This window comes from Streptomyces malachitofuscus (assembly GCF_055571035.1).
In genome coordinates, this window is record NZ_JBVIGA010000003.1 from 174,603 (window position 1) to 191,174 (window position 16,572).

The following is a 16,572-nucleotide window of genomic DNA, read 5'->3' on the forward strand; positions in this document are numbered from 1 at the left end:
CGAAGCGGTCGTTCCGTTCTGCGCCGTGGCCGGGCCTCCGGCACCCTGGACAGATGGGAGCGTGGGACCTCCTGCTCGCCGGACTGGTGCTCCTGCTCGGCCTGTGCGGAGTGCTGCTGCCTGGGGTGCCCGGGTCGTGGCTGGTGTGGGCCGGGGTCCTGTGGTGGGCGCTGAAGGATCCCCAGCCCGTCGCGTGGTGGGTGTGCGTGGGGGCGACCGTGGTGCTGTTGCTGTCCCAGGTGGTGCGCTGGGCCCTGCCGCCCCGCCGGCTGCGGATGGACGGCGCCGACGCGCGCATGCTGGGGTACGCGGGCGGGGGCTCGCTCCTCGGTTTCGTGCTGCTGCCCGTGGTCGGCGCGGTCCCGGGCTTCCTCGGCGGTCTCTACCTCTACGAACGGCTCCGGCTGGGCCGCCGCAGGGAGGCGGCCGCGGCGACGCGGACGGCGATGCGCTCGTGGGGCTGGAGCGTGCTGACGGAGCTGTTCACCTGCCAGCTGATCACGGCGGCGTGGCTGGGTGCGGTGTTCTGGGGCTGAGCTCCCGTGCGGGGGGCCGCAGTCCTCAGGGCCGCAGTGCGCCCTCGTGGGTCAGCAGCCGCACCTTCCGCTCCAGTCCTCCCGCATACCCGGTCAGCGAGCCGTCGGAGCCGATCACCCGGTGGCAGGGGCGGACGACGAGCAGCGGGTTCGCGCCGATCGCGCCGCCGACGGCCCGTACGGCGGGCCGGGAGACGCCGATCCGGGCCGCGATCTCGCCGTAGGAGACGGTCGTCCCGTACGGGACGTCGTCGAGGGCGGCCCACACCTTCTCCCGGAACGGTGTGCCGACGGCGCGCAGGGCCAGCCGGAACTCCTGGAGCTCGCCGGCGAAGTACGCGGCGAGCTGCCGCTCGGCCTCGCGGAACGGCCCGGGATCGTGCCGCCAGTCGTCCCGCACGGTGCGGCCGCCCTTCTGACCCGGCACGGAGAGCGAGGTCAGCTCGCCGGTCGGGGCGGCGGTGAGCAGCAGCGGTCCGACGGGGCTGTCCACACGCGTCCAGTACGTCGTGGTCGTCATCGTCATGATTACTCCAACTCCCCTGCGGCGCGCAGGTGGTTCAGGGCGTACGAGCGCCAGGGGCGCCAGCTGTCGGGGGTGTCCCGGCCGGGCGGGGCCACGTCGGGGTCACCGAGGGCGCGGGTGCGGATCGCGGCGATCGTTCGCGTGTCCAGGCCGGGGACGGCGGCGAGGGCGTCCCGGGCTTCGTCGCGGTCGGCACCGGGGCCGAGGCGTACCGTGCCGTCGGCGAGGGCGGCGGTGAGCGCGCCCAGAGGGCCGTCGGGCTCGGCCCCGGCGAGGACACCGGGTTCGGGGAACAGGTGGGTGAGGGCGCCGCAGGGGGCGTCGAGCCGCTTGCCGTAGCGCAGGACCAGGGCGGCCGCCTCGTCGCGGCCGGTGAGCGCGCGCACCGCCAGTTCGTCCGGATCGGCGGCCCCCGGTGAGCGCAGCCCGGGCCGCGCGGCGACCAGGGGGGCGAGCCGGGTGTCGGCACCGAGGCGGGCGTCGACGGCGTACGGGTCGGCGTCCAGGTCGAACAGCCGCCGCAGCCGCTGTACGGCGGTGGTCAGATCGCGGGGGTCGGTGAGGTGGACGCGTGCGTCGAGCCAGCCTCCGGGGTGGGCGCCCGTTCCGGGGTGCGGGCGTTCACCCACGGCGGCGATGCCGGTGCCGTAGGGCAGCCGCAGGGTGCGGCGGTAGACACGGTCGCCGGGGGCGCCGCTCACCTCCTCGACGCCCGGTACCGCCTCGCGTTCCAGCAGGTCGAAGACGTATCCCGCCTGGTAGGGGCCGCGGTGGGCGAGCCGCAGGGGGATCCCGGCGGACGGTGTGGCGGTCCGTGCGGCGGTCCGGCCGGCGCGGGGCGCGGACGCGCGCAGCCCGCTGGGGGTGGTGGCGTACACGGACCGCACGGTGTCGTTGAACTGGCGCACGCTGGCGAATCCGGAGGCGAAGGCGATCTCCGTGACGGGCAGCCCGGTGGTCTGCAGGAGAACGCGCGCGGCGTGTGCCCGCTGGGCCCGGGCGAGTGCGACGGGCCCCGCGCCGAGCTCGCCGGTGAGCTGTCGCTGCACCTGGCGGGCGCTGTAGCCGAGCCGTGCGGCGAGTCCGGCGACGCCCTCGCGGTCGACGACGCCGTCGGCGATCAGCCGCATGGCCCGGCCCACCACGTCGGCCCGCACGTTCCACTCGGCGGAGCCGGGCACGGCGTCCGGGCGGCACCGCCGGCAGGCCCGGAACCCGGAGCCCTGCGCGGCGGCGGCGGTCGCGAAGAAGCGCACGTTGTGCCGCTTCGGCGTGACGGCGGGGCAGCTCGGCCGGCAGTAGATGCCGGTCGTCTCCACGGCGAAGAAGAACGCCCCGTCGAACCGGGCGTCCCGGCTGCGCACCGCCTCGTACCTGCTGTCCTCGTCCATCACACCGCCCAGTCTCCGCCACCCGGGAGGCCCCGGCTGGCGGAAATCGGACATCGCGGTGTGGGCTAGCGCAACCGGCCCCGCTTGGCCTCCATCGCCGCCTTGCCGATCGCGCCCTTGCGCTTCCAGTCCTTGCGGATCTCCGCGCGGAGCCGCGCGTCGGTCTTGGCGACGATGTACTGGTTCTCCCGGAGCAGCTTGCGGTAGCTGTCCAGGCGGCGCTGCGGCAGCTCCCCGGTCTCGATGGCTTCGAGGACCGCGCAGCCCGGCTCGCTCTCGTGGGCGCAGTCGTGGAAGCGGCAGCCCTCGGCCAGCTCCTCGATCTCGGCGAACACCTGCCCGACGCCGGTTCCGGCGTCCCACAGGCCGACGCCCCGCAGTCCCGGTGTGTCGATGAGGACTCCCCCGCCGGGCAGCGCCAGCAGGTTGCGGGTGGTGGTGGTGTGGCGTCCCTTGCCGTCGACGTCCCGGGTGGCCCGGACGTCCATCACGTCCTCGCCGAGGAGCGCGTTGGCCAGGGTGGACTTTCCGGCGCCGGACTGCCCGAGGAGCACCGACGTGCCGCCCGCCGTGATGGCGGAGAGCACGTCGAGTCCGTCCCCGTCCCTCGCGCTGACCGTGAGCACCGGCACGCCCGGGGCGCTGGTCTCCACGTCCTGGACGAGGTGCGCGCGGGTGACCGCGTCCGGCACGAGGTCGGCCTTGGTGAGCACGACCACGGGCTGGGCCCCGGACTCCCAGGCGAGCGCCAGGAAGCGCTCGATTCGGGCCAGGTCGAGTTCGACGGCGAGCGAGACGGCGACCACGGCGTGGTCGACGTTGGCGGCGAGGATCTGCCCCTCGGACCGCTTGGAGGAGGTGGAGCGCACGAACGCGGTGCGGCGCGGCAGATACGCGCGGACGTAGCGGGGGTTCCCGCCGGGTTCGACGGCGACCCAGTCGCCCGTGCACACGACCCGCAGGGGGTCGTGCGGGGTGACGAAGGCGGTGTCGGCGCGCAGGAGCCCGCCGGCGGTGACGACGTCGCACTGGCCGCGGTCGACGCGGACCACGCGCCCGGGCAGCAGCCCTTCGGTGTCGTAGGGGGCGAACGCTTCCGCCCAGGCGTCGTCCCAGCCGTACGGGGCGAGCGCGGAGGAAGCGGAGGAAGGAGAGGGGGAGCTCAAGGGAGGACCCTTCGGGCGGGTGGCCCCGGCGGCCGCGCGTACACGGAGACGTACGGACGGGAAAAGGGTGAGGTCAGCCGGTGGCCACGGAGGTGAATGTGACGGATTCCTGAATGCGGGCAGCGCCCAGTGCAACGACAGCCATCGGTCAACACCTCCCGCTTCACGCTCGAATCGGCACCATCGACGGCCGGCGACCAGGTCGCCGAACGCCGCGGCACACATTAGGTGTTCCGCCGGCCCGAGTGCCACTGCTTTTTCTCTTCACCGGCCGGCAGGCGGGCAGGGAGCGGAGCACCCCCGCCTGAGTGGCACGATCCGTCGGCCCTGACGACTATGGAAGGCAGAGGGCGCTTGCGCCGGCTTCTGCGTCCGGGGGCGAGACGAAAGGCCGCGACCGAGCGGTCGCGTCGCCACACGCCGACCGTCCGGGAAGTCCCCCGGACGAGCAAGCGGAGGGGCTCTATGAGGAGCAGTATCCGGCCTCCGAAGTTCAAGCTGGTCACGGGAGAAGAGCAGGAGGAAGGCCCGTTCCACCGGTCATGGGCCCATCTGAGGCGTCCGTTCGTCTCCGGCTTCTGGCACGTCCGCGCACGGATGCTCCTCAAGAGGGGCGCCACGGAACCGAAGAGGTGGCGGAGCCGTCGCCTCAGCTTGAACCTCGTGCTGATCGTGCTCAGCGTGGCCCTCCTGCTCTGGTTGACCAGGGCGGTGTGGGCGTTGGTCGCCACCTCCCTGAAGTCGTCGACGACGCCTGACCGGGGCGCTCCGTCCCCGGGATGGAAGGGGCCGGCGGGATTCGATCCGGATCGGGTGTGCAGCACCATCGGCATGTCCTGCGGCGCCGTCACCGGTGTGGTGACGCCGCTCGTGGTACTGGCGGCGTCGACGATGCTGTTCCTGGTCTGGCGGGTGATGCGGATCCGCAGGTACTGCCGGCACGAGGTCAAGCGACACCCCACCCGCTACGTGCCGACGGCGGGCAGCCTTCTGGGAGAGGTCGTGGGCCGCGACCGGCTCTGCACCGCGATCATGAACAACCTGCGGGACCACACCGTTCGCCGCCCCCATGTCGTGGTCGGAGAAGTGGGAACGGGCAAGACCGCGGTACTGGTCCGGCTCGCCCAGAAGCTGGCGGAGAAGGGGGCTGTCCCCATTCCGGTCCAACTGCGGGACGCGCAGAGGGAACTGGACTTCTCGGAACTGGCACGGACGCGCTTCGAGGAGATCGTCAAACCGAAGGCCCGGTCCAGTGGCGAGGTCGACCGCGTCTGGCGGTGGCTCCGGCAGCGTCAGGACCGGATCGTGGTGCTCGCCGACGGTCTGGAGGAGGCGCTGAACCACGAGGAAGTGAGGGGAGAACGCGACAATCTGATCCGCAACGCCATCCGGAAAGCGGGCGAGGAATGTCTCCCGCTGGTCATCGCCTCCCGGCCGCACGACCCGCTGCGGGCCATGCAGGCGGCGATCACGGAGCTTGAGCCACTGAACGCGGAGGCCGCGCTCGAGTACATCTCCGCCAACGGAACCTGGCGTCAGGACATCCCCGTGCTCGACGAGATCGTCGAGGTCGCGCGGATGGCGGACTCGCCTTTGTACATGCGTGTCGCGAGGGACCTGCACGCACATGAGCTCCTGCAGACCCTGTGGCAGGGTTTCGACAGCGACGCACGCGTGGACAGCTGGGACCTGCGCGCGGGTCTCCTCGACCAATGGGTGGAGGCCCTGGCCGAGGGCATGGTGCACCCGGAGCTGCCGCTCAACGAGGGGACGAGGAGGGCGGTGATCGCCTATGTGTCCGCCCTCGCCTGTATAGGCCTCGCCTCGGACCGTGCCGACATCGCACTCGCGGAGCTCGATCCCACGGCTGCCGGCCTCGTCGACGCCCGGCCGGACGGACTGTCACCACCGCAGCCGCACGAAGGGCGATGGAACGACCTCGTCGCCGCGGAGCTGGACCGGCACATCGAGAAACTCCTGTGGGTACCGCACTGCTTCTCCACAACGGCGGAGTGCCTGGAGGGGCCCTCGATGGATGTCCAGCTGGCAGCGACCTGGGGGACCCGCATGGGTCTGCTCCAGGAGACCGGACGATCGGTTCGCTTCCAGCACAGTGTGCTGCAGGCCTACCTCGGCTCCCGCTATCTGCGGTCGATCGTGGAAGCGGCACTGCCGGTGCCGGAACCCGCTGGTGGGCGCCTGCGCCACGCCTCCGCCCACCTCACGTCCCAGGGCGGTGCCGGAACACTGGTGGAAACGTACTGGGACGACAGGGCCCTCCGCGAAGCCGTACGTCTCGGCGGCCGGGAGCTGCTCATCGCACTGACCCTCTACTCCCGTTCGGCGCGCCACCGTTGCGGGTGCTCCGACGGCCGGGTGCGGCGCGACTGCCCGGTCGCTCTGATGCGCGAACTCCTGGTCGACGAGGCAGGCAAGCTGCTGGGGGAGGCCGACGATGCGGAGCACGTGGCTGCGCGGCGCGGCCGGCAACTCCGCGACCAGCTCCATCTCGCCGAACACGGAAGCCCCAGGGCGAGGGCCATGGAGCTCTACGGCACCGCCGTGGAGATCGACAGTGTCGACGCCGCCCCTCGTCACGAGGAGGTGACGGAGGCGCTGTGCCATGACTGGCTGCGGCTGAGCCGGGGAGAGGACGCGGCCCGACTGCGCGAGGCGAAGCTCTCCGCCGTCATGAAGTGGGGGGCGGCCGCGCGCCGCGTGGGGCGCTCCGGCCGTCGGGTCGATTACACACGGCTGATGGACATCTGCCGGAAGGAGCCCGATGCCCAGGTGCGGGTGGCCATCGCCCAGGAGGTCGGAAGCGGGGGGCAGCAGGCTTACGCTTCCCTCGCGGACCAGCTTCGCCGGCTGCCTAGTGCGGTGAAGGTGAAACGGGCGGCGAACGAACCGGAGACCGACGGCCTCGACGGCCGGACCCGGGGGGTCTCCGCCCGTTCCGGGTGTCCAGATGACGACGGGCCCCACACGGATCAGGGCCGGGCCCGGCACGACCACATCCGGGTCGAGGACGAAACGCTGGGGGAACTCCAGGAGTGGCGCGGTGAGACCGCCCAGGCCTCGCTCCTTCCCCTGCTCGCCCTCTCCTCGGGACGGGCGGACCACGCTCACAGCCCTCTGAACGACCTGCAGACGTGGATCGACGTGGCCATCGGGGAGGAACGGGGCCGGAACCGGCTGTTGGTGTCGGGCCATCGGACGGAGCTCGGTATGGCGCTGGCCCAGGGCTTCAAGTACGCCGCCAACCGCCGGCCTCTCAAGAGTTCGGGAACGGATCTCGTCCGGGAGAGCTTGAAGGAGAAAGCGCGGAACATGCTGAACCGAACGTCGTTCTGGTACACGCGGCTGACACTCGTGCAGGCCCTTGCCCTGTGGGAACTGCCGGACGATGTCTCCGCGGACCAGCCGATGAGCGGCAAGGGATCGATCGATGCCTGGCGCCCCGACACATCGGGCCGTCAGGAACATCCGCTGGTCCGTGCGGCCACGGGTCTCGCGGTCCGCGCCCTCCAGACCCGGCGCCCGGAACGCTTCCTGTGGATCGACGAGGCCGCAACGGTCGGTGTGATCGGCACCGAGGTGTGCCTTCCGTACCAGCAGCGCGCCCACAACCTCTGGATACCTCCGTCGACGGGATGGAGCACACTCGATCCCACGGCTCAGCAACTGCTGGCGGACGTCGTGCTGCTCCTTGCCCTGGAAACCGGCCGTCACCGGCCCACGAGGCAGTTCCGTGCCCTGGGAGAGCGGACGGCCCGCCGCTGCCCCGCGACCCTCCCCCACTGCCTGGCGAAGGACCGTTCCCTTCTCGACCCCGCGCCGTCGACGGCGGGCGACTCGAACAGGCCTCAGCCGGGCGCACCGGACGCGGGGCGACACTGCGCGGAGAAGAAGTGCGGCATGCGGATGTGTCCGTACCCGAGGAAGGTGGAGGCGCTGAGCATCGAGTTCAGCGAGGTCTTCTGTCTGCATCAGCGGGAGTTGCTGGAGCTGCGGCAGCCGCGGTCATGGCGGTACTGCCGCCTGCGGCGGGCGCCCTGGCAGCGCCACGTCCGCCTCACCGGCATGCGTCACTTCTGGGACCGTATGCAGGACCGGGCACGGGACATTCCGTCCGACGAGGACGCCAAGGCCTGACCCGGTCGACCAGGCCGTCAGCCGCCACGGCCACCCGACGTCACGACGAGGTGGCGGCCTCGAAGATCCGCTGCAGCGAGGTGTGCGCGCCCTCCAGGTGCGCTTCCATGCGGCGAACCGCCTCCGCGGCGTCGCCGGCCCGCAAGGCCTCCAGTACCGCCCCGTGTTCGGCGACGATGCGTTCGCGCCCCAGGGTGTGGCGGGTCTGCACCATGCACAGGTGCATCTCGCCCTTGATACCCCGGTAGATGCGGCTGAGCCGAGGGCTGCCGATCGCGTCCACGAGTGATTCGTGGAAGCGCAGGTCCGATCCGACGAAGGCGCTGTGCGGCGCGTCGGGTCCCAGCCGGCCGAGATCCGCGATGGCCCGCTCGGCAGCGGTCACCGGTACCGCGTCGCGCTCGACGAGGACGCGGACGACCTGCGTCTCGAGCGGCGTGCGGACCAGGAAGAGATCGTCGACGTCGGCGCGGGTGAGGTGGGGGACGTAGGCCGACTTGTTGGCGTGGCGGTGCAGCAGTCCCTCGTGGACCAGCATGGTCACGGCGCTGCGGGCGGTGGGCCGCGAGACGCCGTAGCCGGTCGCGATCTCGATCTCCGCCACGGCCGTACCGGGTGTGAGCTGACCGTCGAGCACCCGGTCGCGCAGGGACGCAGCAAGGGCCTCGACGACCGAGACGGTGGACAGCCGGATGGCGGCGTCCTGAGCCATGAATACCTCCGAGAAGACCTCCGCCATTGTCGCACGCAACCGTGCGTGACTCATTGACAGACATGTGCGGTTGTCTGACAATCGACCAACCCTGCACGGAGGAGTGACGGGGATCACGTCCGTTTCCGGACATGAGGCAAGGACGCGTCATGGCTGCTTACCAACAGGTTTTCGACCCCGTCGGGGGGTCTCTCGGATGGAGTGCGCTGTTCGCCGCGCTTCCCCTCGTCACGCTCTTCGTCCTGCTGGGGGGACTGCGCTGGAAGGCGTGGAAGGCGTCGCTGGTGTCCCTAGCGGTCGCGTTGGGAGTGGCGGTCCTCGCCTACTCGATGCCCGTCGGGCAGGCGGCACTGGCCGCGAGCGAGGGAGCCGCGTTCGGCCTGTTCCCGATCATCTTCATCGTGCTGAACGCGTTGTGGATCTACAAGATGACCGAGATCACCGGCTGGGACGCGGTGCTCCGCAGGGCGTTCGGTTCGCTCTCCGGCGACCAGCGGGTCCAGGCCGTGATCATCGCGTTCTGTTTCGGCGCGCTGCTCGAAGCGCTCGCCGGCTTCGGCACCCCGGTCGCCGTCTCCTCCGTGATGCTGATGGCGGTCGGACTGAGGCCGATGAAGGCCGCCGCCGTCTCGCTCGTCGCCAACACCGCCCCGGTCGCCTTCGGCGCCATCGCGGTCCCGATCACGACCCTCGGCAAGATCACCGGTATGGACGCGGCCGGCCTCGGCGCGATGGTGGGGCGCCAGACCCCGCTGCTCGCCCTGTTCGTACCGCTGGTCCTGGTCTTCATGGTGGACGGAAGACGCGGTGTGCGGCAGACCTGGCCGATCGCCCTCGTCGCCGGATTCGCCTTCGCCGCCGCCCAGTTCGTCAGCGCCAACTACATCTCGTACGAGATCGCCGACATCGTGGCCGCCTTCGCCGGCGCCGTGTCCGTCGTGGGCATGCTGCGCGTCTGGCAGCCGAGGGAGGTGCTGGCCGCGCAGGGGCGGACCCCGGTCATCGCCGGCGGCTCCACCGCCGACGACCGTGTCGACGCGGTGGCACGGCGCCGGCAGACCGGTGAGGGCTCCGCTCTCAAGGCCTTCGCCCCGTACCTGATCGTCGTGGCGCTCTTCTCCGTGGCCACCGCCGGTCCCGTCAAGACCTGGCTGGAGGCCCACTCCGGCTGGAAGTTCACCTGGCCCGGCCTGGACGTCGCCAACGCCGAGGGCGAGCCGCTGTCCTCCCTGACATACAACTTCAACATCTTCAACGCCGGCGGGACCGTCCTGCTGCTGGCCGGCCTGCTCACCGCCGTGCTGTACGGCATCGGCGGCCGGCGGGCCGCGGGCGCCTACGCCGACACGGTCCGGCAGTTCCGGTGGACGATCGTCACCGTGATGTCGGTGCTCGCCCTGGCCTATGTGATGAACCTGTCCGGCCAGACCGTCACCCTCGGCCTGTTCCTGGCGCAGACCGGCGCCGCGTTCGCCCTGCTCTCCCCCGTGGTCGGCTGGCTCGGTGTGGCCGTCACCGGCTCCGACACCTCCTCCAACTCCCTTTTCGGCATGCTCCAGGTCACCGCGGCCGAGGAGACCGGGATCTCCGCCTACCTGCTCGGCGCGGCCAACACCACCGGTGGTGTGCTCGGCAAGATGGTCTCCCCGCAGAACCTCGCCATCGCCGCGGCGGTCGTCGGCCTCGAGGGGCGCGAGGGCGAACTGTTCCGCAAGGTCGTCGGCTGGGGTCTCGGCATGCTCGTCGCGGTCTGTGCGCTGGTCTACCTCCAGTCGACCCCGGTCCTGGACTGGATGGTGGTGCGCTGATGCCCGCCGGCACCGGCCGCCTGGCCGGGGACCTGGCCGCCATCGTGGGGAAGGACCACGTGCGCGACGACGCCGGCGCCCTCGCCGCGTACGCGCGCGACGCCACCCCGCTCTTCCACTCCCGGCCGCAGGCCGTCGTGCTGCCCGGCAGCACCGAGGAGGTCGCGGCGGTGCTGCGCTACGCCACCGCCCGCGGCGTCCCCGTGGTGCCGCGGGGCGCGGGCTCCAACCTGTGCGCGGGCACCGTGCCGCTGACCGGCGGCATCGTCCTGGTCCTGACCCGGCTGAACCAGCTGCTCGAGGTCAGCTCCGAGGAACTGCTGGCCCGCGCGCAGACCGGGGTGACCACCGCCGCGTTGGCGGACGCCGCGGCCGAGAAGGGTCTCCTCTACGCCCCCGACCCGGGCAGCAAGACCGTCTCCACCATCGGTGGCAACGTGGCGACCTGCGCCGGAGGGCTGCGCGGCCTGAAGTACGGCGTCACCCGCAACTACGTCCTCGGCCTCGAGGCCGTCCTGCCCAGCGGCGAGGTCGTCCGCACCGGCGGGAGACTGTGGAAGGACGTCGCCGGCTACGACTTGACCCGGCTGCTCACCGGCTCCGAGGGCACCCTGGCGGTGATCACCGAGGCCACGGTCGCGCTGCTCCCGGCGCCCGCCGAGACCGGTACGGGAGTGGCCTACTTCGACGGTCTCGCCGCCGCCTCCCGCGCGGTGGCGGCCGTCATCGCCGCCGGCATCGTCCCGGCGACCCTCGAGTTCCTCGACCGCAAGTGCATCGACGCGGTCGAGGAGTTCGCAGGCCTCGGCCTGCGCGGGGACGCCGGAGCGCTGCTGCTGTTCGGCGACGACGGCTCGGCGGCGAACGTCGCCGGGAACCTGGCGAGGATCGGGGACGTCTGCCACGACCACGGTGCGCTGGAGGTCACGCTCGCGGAGAACGTGGCCCGTGCGGACGCCCTCCTCGCCGCCCGTCGCTGTTCCCTGCCCGCGCTGTCCCGGCTGGGTTCGCTGACCATCCTCGAGGACGCCACGGTGCCCCGCCACCGCATGGCCGAGATGGTCGACCGCATCGACGAGATCGCCGACCGGTACGACCTGCGGATCGCCACATTCGGTCACGCGGGCGACGGCAACCTGCACCCGACCTGTGTGCTCGACCCCGACGACGGCGAGGGTGCCGCCCGCGCCCACGAGGCGTTCGCCGAGATCTTCGCCGCCGCGATCCGGCTGGACGGCACCATCACCGGCGAACACGGCGTGGGGGCCGCCAAGTTGCCGTACCTGGCCGACCGGCTCGGGGACGACCAGGTCGCCCTGTTGCGCCGCATCAAGAAGGCCTTCGATCCCGCAGGCATCCTCAACCCCGGAAAGCTCGGATCATGACCGATCACGACTGTGTGGACCCCTCGCGCCCGTGCGGCTCCTCCGGCGCCACTCGTGCCGGAGGAGCCCCCGGGCCCGCCCCCGCGGCCGGTACGCCGGGCCTCGGAATCTTCGACAAAGACCTGCTGGACCGCTGCATCTCCTGCGGGTTCTGCCTGCCCGCCTGTCCCACGTACGCCCTCACCGGCGAAGAGACCTCGTCCCCGCGCGGGCGCATCACGTTGATGCGGGCCCTGGAGACCGGGGACCTCGCTCCCGACGATCCCACGTCGGCCGAGGAGGCCTCCTTCTGCCTGGGCTGCCGTGCCTGCGAGACCGTGTGCCCGGCGGGCGTGGAGTACGGGCAGTTGCTGGAGCAGTGGCGCGACCACCAGTGGGGCGGCCGTGACCGGCCCTGGATGGCCCGGGTCCTGATGATGCTGGTCTCCCGGCCGGGGCTGTTGCGCCTCCAAGGGCTCGTGCGGCGCCACGCCCGCGGTCCGGGCGAGAAGGCCGGACCGGGCGATGCCACGCCGGCGCCGCCGCCCCGTCCGCCGGAGCAGCCCGTGTCCCTGATGCTGGGCTGCGTGGAACGGGGCCTCTACCCGCAGGTCTCGCAGTCGGTGCGCCGGCTGTGCCCCGAGGTCGGCGTGCCCGCCTCGCAGGGCTGCTGCGGCGCGCTGCACGCGCACAACGGTGATTCGGCCACCGGCGAGAAGCTCGCCCGCACGCTCGGCAGGCAGCTGCCGGGGACCGTCCTCACCACGGCGGGCGGCTGCGCCGCACACCTCGCGCACCACCTCGGCCGCGACCGGGTGCGGGAGCTGAGCGAGTACCTCGACGAGCGAGAGCACCGGCCGTCCGGTCAGGTCACGGTCGACGGCCGCAGGGCTCGGGCCGCCCTCCAGGACTCCTGCCATCTGCGCAACGGTCTGGGGGTGACCCGCCCGCCGCGTGAGCTGATCGCCGAGGTCGCCGACTACGTCGAGCTCCCCGGCGCGGGACAGTGCTGCGGAGCGGCCGGAACCTACGCGCTGCTCCGGCCGGCCGACAGCAGAACGGTGCTGGACCCGAAGCTGGCGGAGGTGGAGACGGCGGACGTCGACTACGTCGTGGCGTTGAATCCGGGCTGCCTGCGCCAGCTCGAGCAAGGGCTGCGCCGGGTCCGCTCCCGTGCGAAAGCCATCCATCTGGCCGAGTTCCTCGCCCTGGCGGCGGAGCCGGAGACCGGCCCGGGCACGGCCGGGGAGGCGTGAGACCGCATGCCCACGGATCACGCCTGCCGGGCCGCTGCCGACGCCGTGGCCCCTGCTCTGGGCGCCCTTCGTCAGCATCTGGACGCCCCCGGGGAGTGGGGCAGTGCGCCGCGGCCGCGGTACGGCGAGACGCCAACCGTGGCCTTCCCGCAGCCGGGTGACCTCTCACAGGGCGGCATGCCCTGACCGGAAGCGGGCCGGACCGAGCGCCGCACGGTCCCTGCCGGGCGTGCGTCGCCCCAGGGGGACAACGCCGGGAACCGGACCGGACGTCGCCGACCGACCGCCCGCCGTGCCAGGACCGGCTGCGGGCGGGCGCGGCGTCACCGGCCCGAGAACGCCCACAGGGCGTCCCGTACGGCCCTCGGTCTGTCGCCGGACGCTGCGGCCGGGTTCCGGACTTGGCGGCGAGCGTGCGTGCCGGACGCCGCGACGCCGCGGGCATGTGTCGGACCCCTCAGCTGTGCGCGCAGGTCCGGCCGTTGAGCGTGAAGCCGGTCGGCGGGCCGTTGGTGCCGCTCCAGGAGGCGATGAAGCCGAAGGCGAACTTTCCGCCGGCGGCGACCGTCCGGCGGTAGTCGGGGGCCGTGGCGGTGACGCGGGAGCCGTCCTGGCGCACCGAGGCGTCCCACATCTGGGTGATCTGCTGGCCGTCCTCGAAGGTGAAGCCGACGCGCCAGGAGTCGAGCGGGTCCCGCGTGGTGACGGTGACGGTGGCCTGGAAGCCGTCGGGCCACTGGTTGGTCAGGTCGTAGTCGGCCCGGCAGGCGGCGGGGGCACCACGGCCGGTGGTCGCGTTCGCTGTGGTGGCGGAGGAGGTGCCCTGGGGTTCGGGGTCGGGGTTCTCCTTCCGGTCCGGTGTGCCGGAGGGGGTGCGTGCGGCGGACTCCGTGGCGGCCGGGGAGCTCGGGGAGGAGTCGTCGCCGGCGGGGACGGTGGGGGCGGGCGGCAGGGAGGGGCCGGGGTCGGCGACGGGCCGGCCGGGGTCGGAGCGTGCCGCGCGGTCGTCGGCCGTGTCACCGAAGGGCATCAGCGAGGCCGCGAGGGCGAGCAGGGAGACGAGCACGGCGGCGACGAGCGGTGCGTGCCGGGCGACGGATGTCCTGCCGGAGGCGTCCGCCGGGTCGCCGGTGTCCGCGTCGGAGGGGTCCGGGCGGCCGGCGCCCAGGCGCACCTCGGCGGCGCGGCGGCGGCGTTCCAGATAGGCGAGTCCGCCCCAGCCGATCACTCCGCCGGCCAGGGCCCCCGGCAGTCCCCCGCCGTGCAGGCGCAGACAGGCGGCGGCCTCGGCGCACGGGTGGCAGGTGGCGAGGTGCCGGGAGAGGTCGTCGGGGGTGTCGGCGGCGGGCGACCGGGTGACGGCGTCGAGGAGCCGGGCGTAGCTGCGGCACTCGGCGTCCAACGGGGAGTCGAGGTGGTTGCGGTGGCAGCGGTCCCGGAACAGGCGGCGTACCTGGGCGAGTTCGTCGGCCACGGTGGCGGGGTCGAGGCCGAGCCGGCGGGCCACCAGGGGCAGCGGCAGGGCCTCCGCCTCGGCCAGCCAGAGCAGTTCGGCGTCCGCCTGCTGAAGGTCGCGCAGTCCGCGCACGGCGACCGGGCGTTGCAGCGGCGGGCCGGTGTAGCGGGCGGCCTGGCCGGAGTGGAGCCACAGCCGCAGGTCGGGGTCGAGTTTGTGTCCGTGCCCCGCCTTCTCCCAGGCGGCCGCGGTGGTGCGAACGGCGGTCAGCAGCAGGGGTATCCGGGGCAGTCTCGACGAGCGGCGCCCGGTGCCCCGTACGGTGCCGTGCTCGGCCGCGCGCAGTTCGCCGATGCCCTGGGTGAAGGCCTCACGGGCCAGTTCGGCGGCGGCGGTGGATCCCGCCGTGCACAGGTCGGCGTAGGAGAGCACCGCGTCCCAGCACTCGGTGAACAGTGCCGCCTCGCTGGCGTCCTTGGGGCTCGGCAGGTCGGGCATGAGACTCCTGCATCACGTACGAGGTCAACTCGCCACAGTCGGCGTGGAGTTGGGGGAAACCTCGCGGCAGTGGCCGAGCTTTTCACGTTCTCGACACAACTGACAAGCGCCGCCTTCACTTTCTGTGGCGGCGTGGCGACCCCTCGCGGTGACAATACGCAAGGAAGGCCGGAACGTCTCGGTTCCGGCCTTCCGATGGTGCGTGGGGCCGCTGGGCGGCCCCGCGCTCAGACGGTCCCGGCGGGCTCCTGTGCGGGGAGGCTGTCCATGAAGGAGCTGACGGAGAACACCGCGTTGCCGGGGCCGGGCGGGCCGTATCCGGGCGGTGAGGACAGGCCGAAGTCCTCCATGGTCTGCCGGTACGCCTGGAGCAGCCGGATGTGGTACTCCAGCGGGGCGCCCTGCGGGTTGGCCTTGCCGAGCGGGGTGGTCGGCTCCGGGCACCAGGTGGTGAAGCGGGGCGTGATGCCGTGCGACATGAAGAAGCGCAGGCCCTCGGTGGTGGAGTCGATGGCCTCGTCGACCGTCTTGAAGCCGAAGGGCTCGGCCATCTCCACGCCCGCGACGAAGTTGGGGATCACGTTGCGCGCGCCGAAGATCTCGGCGGAGTCGAGGATCCGCCGGTGCCACTCGTCCCGGCCGACGTAGCGCTCCTTGCCGGGGCAGTACATCTTGAACAGGTACTCGTCCCACACCTCGTAGTTGGGGTGGTAGATCTGCACGCCGTAGTCCTTGAACCGCTGGACGTCGTCCTTGGGCAGCGCCTGGGCGACGACCTTGCCGATCCAGCGGCCGGGGAAGCGCTCCTCGATGGCCTTGGCGTAGTGGCCGTAGAAGTCGGCCTCGTCGCGGCCGGAGACCGTCTTGGTGATGGCGCCGCCGGTGAGGGTGTAGGCGGTGGAGGCCTTCGCCGTGTCGTACCGGTCGATGATCTCCAGGGCCTCGAGGACCTCCTCGACGTCCTTCACCCCGGTGTAGGGCCGGCCGGCCGCCTTGTGCTGGCGCCAGTTGTGATTGATGTCGCAGTACTGGCACTCCTCCTTGGCGCCGAAGTACTGGCAGACCCGGAAGACGGTCAGATAGATCAGGTAGCCCCACTGGATGGTGGGCGCCACCTCCATGACCGACTTCCCGTTGGACAGGGTGTGCCGGTAGTACTCGGGCATGGGCGGCACGCCGACGTCGGAGATCCGCTTGCCGTCCAGGTAGAGGCCGAGCATGCCGTGCTCGTCGGCGGCGACGCGGTAGGGGGAGGCCGGGTTCACCCGCACGGACACCACCGTGCGGCGCAGGTCGTAGGGGCCGCCCGTGAGGATGATCTCCTCCGGCGGCCTGCGCAGCGCGGCCTCGCCCAGCTCGGGCAGGGTGCCGTGGTCGAAGGAGAAGATGAAGTACGACTTCGGTTTGACCTCTCCGCTCTCGTTGTCGCTGAGCGCGGACGGGTCGAAGGCCACACCGCCGCGCAGCAGGTCCTCCTTGAAGACGGCCTCGCGCGGCACGTGCGGGAACCGCTCCATCAGATCCTCGACCAGCGCGGTACGGCTGCCCATCCCGTGTTCTCCTCCCGGTTCGGACGTACGACTCCTCACGGTATGCCCCCGGCCGGACATCCGGGCGGCCGGGTCCCCCACAGGGTGCGGGCCGTATCCGAGGTAGGTTCCGGCTGGGGCCCTTTTCGGCCCCGGTGGCCGGGAAGGACGAGGG

At 72.1% G+C, this 16,572-nt stretch carries 11 protein-coding genes; 5 read left to right on the forward strand and 6 right to left on the reverse strand.

All coding sequences use genetic code 11. From position 1 onward, the window contains the following. The first annotated feature begins 53 nt into the window (after positions 1–53). Positions 54–536, forward strand: a complete 483-nt coding sequence (locus ACZ44S_RS05545) for a DUF456 domain-containing protein (RefSeq protein ID WP_466924743.1) — start codon at positions 54–56, stop codon at positions 534–536. 25 nt (positions 537–561) lie between these two features. Here the strand turns inward: ACZ44S_RS05545 and ACZ44S_RS05550 are convergent, their stop codons facing one another. From ACZ44S_RS05550 to rsgA, 3 genes are all read right to left on the reverse strand, one after another. Next, positions 562–1,056: a methylated-DNA--[protein]-cysteine S-methyltransferase gene (locus ACZ44S_RS05550; RefSeq protein ID WP_466925179.1), complete on the reverse strand. Its 495-nt coding sequence runs from the start codon at positions 1,054–1,056 to the stop codon at positions 562–564. 8 nt (positions 1,057–1,064) lie between these two features. Next, positions 1,065–2,453, reverse strand: a complete 1,389-nt coding sequence (locus ACZ44S_RS05555) for a DNA-3-methyladenine glycosylase 2 family protein (protein ID WP_466925182.1) — start codon at positions 2,451–2,453, stop codon at positions 1,065–1,067. Between the two features lie 65 nt (positions 2,454–2,518). Then, complete coding sequence (gene rsgA, locus ACZ44S_RS05560; protein ID WP_466924746.1) at positions 2,519–3,619, reverse strand: ribosome small subunit-dependent GTPase A; 1,101 nt, start codon at positions 3,617–3,619, stop codon at positions 2,519–2,521. Positions 3,620–4,084: 465 nt separating this feature from the next. Here rsgA and ACZ44S_RS05565 point away from each other — a divergent pair, with 465 nt between their 5' ends. After that, on the forward strand, positions 4,085–7,774 hold the full coding sequence (locus ACZ44S_RS05565; RefSeq protein WP_466924748.1) for an NACHT domain-containing protein: 3,690 nt from the start codon (positions 4,085–4,087) through the stop codon (positions 7,772–7,774). Positions 7,775–7,814: 40 nt separating this feature from the next. On the opposite strand, the gene ACZ44S_RS05570 is transcribed toward ACZ44S_RS05565, so the two are convergent. After that, positions 7,815–8,486: a GntR family transcriptional regulator gene (locus tag ACZ44S_RS05570; RefSeq protein WP_466924750.1), complete on the reverse strand. Its 672-nt coding sequence runs from the start codon at positions 8,484–8,486 to the stop codon at positions 7,815–7,817. Positions 8,487–8,635: 149 nt separating this feature from the next. Here ACZ44S_RS05570 and ACZ44S_RS05575 point away from each other — a divergent pair, with 149 nt between their 5' ends. Genes ACZ44S_RS05575 through ACZ44S_RS05585 form a run of 3 tightly spaced genes read left to right on the forward strand, consistent with a single transcriptional unit; the run spans position 8,636 to position 12,914 of the window. Next, on the forward strand, positions 8,636–10,294 hold the full coding sequence (locus tag ACZ44S_RS05575) for an L-lactate permease (protein WP_466924752.1): 1,659 nt from the start codon (positions 8,636–8,638) through the stop codon (positions 10,292–10,294). After that, positions 10,294–11,679: an FAD-binding oxidoreductase gene (locus ACZ44S_RS05580; protein WP_466924755.1), complete on the forward strand. Its 1,386-nt coding sequence runs from the start codon at positions 10,294–10,296 to the stop codon at positions 11,677–11,679. The genes ACZ44S_RS05575 and ACZ44S_RS05580 overlap by 1 nt, the downstream gene beginning before the upstream one ends. Further along, complete coding sequence (locus ACZ44S_RS05585) at positions 11,676–12,914, forward strand: (Fe-S)-binding protein (protein ID WP_466924758.1); 1,239 nt, start codon at positions 11,676–11,678, stop codon at positions 12,912–12,914. The genes ACZ44S_RS05580 and ACZ44S_RS05585 overlap by 4 nt, the downstream gene beginning before the upstream one ends. Positions 12,915–13,371: 457 nt before the next feature. Here ACZ44S_RS05585 and ACZ44S_RS05590 read toward each other — a convergent pair whose 3' ends face one another. Both ACZ44S_RS05590 and ACZ44S_RS05595 read right to left on the reverse strand, forming a co-directional pair. After that, positions 13,372–14,868, reverse strand: a complete 1,497-nt coding sequence (locus tag ACZ44S_RS05590; RefSeq protein WP_466924760.1) for a cellulose binding domain-containing protein — start codon at positions 14,866–14,868, stop codon at positions 13,372–13,374. A gap of 227 nt (positions 14,869–15,095) precedes the next feature. Beyond that, positions 15,096–16,418: a radical SAM protein gene (locus ACZ44S_RS05595; protein WP_190165829.1), complete on the reverse strand. Its 1,323-nt coding sequence runs from the start codon at positions 16,416–16,418 to the stop codon at positions 15,096–15,098. Positions 16,419–16,572: the final 154 nt, after the last annotated feature.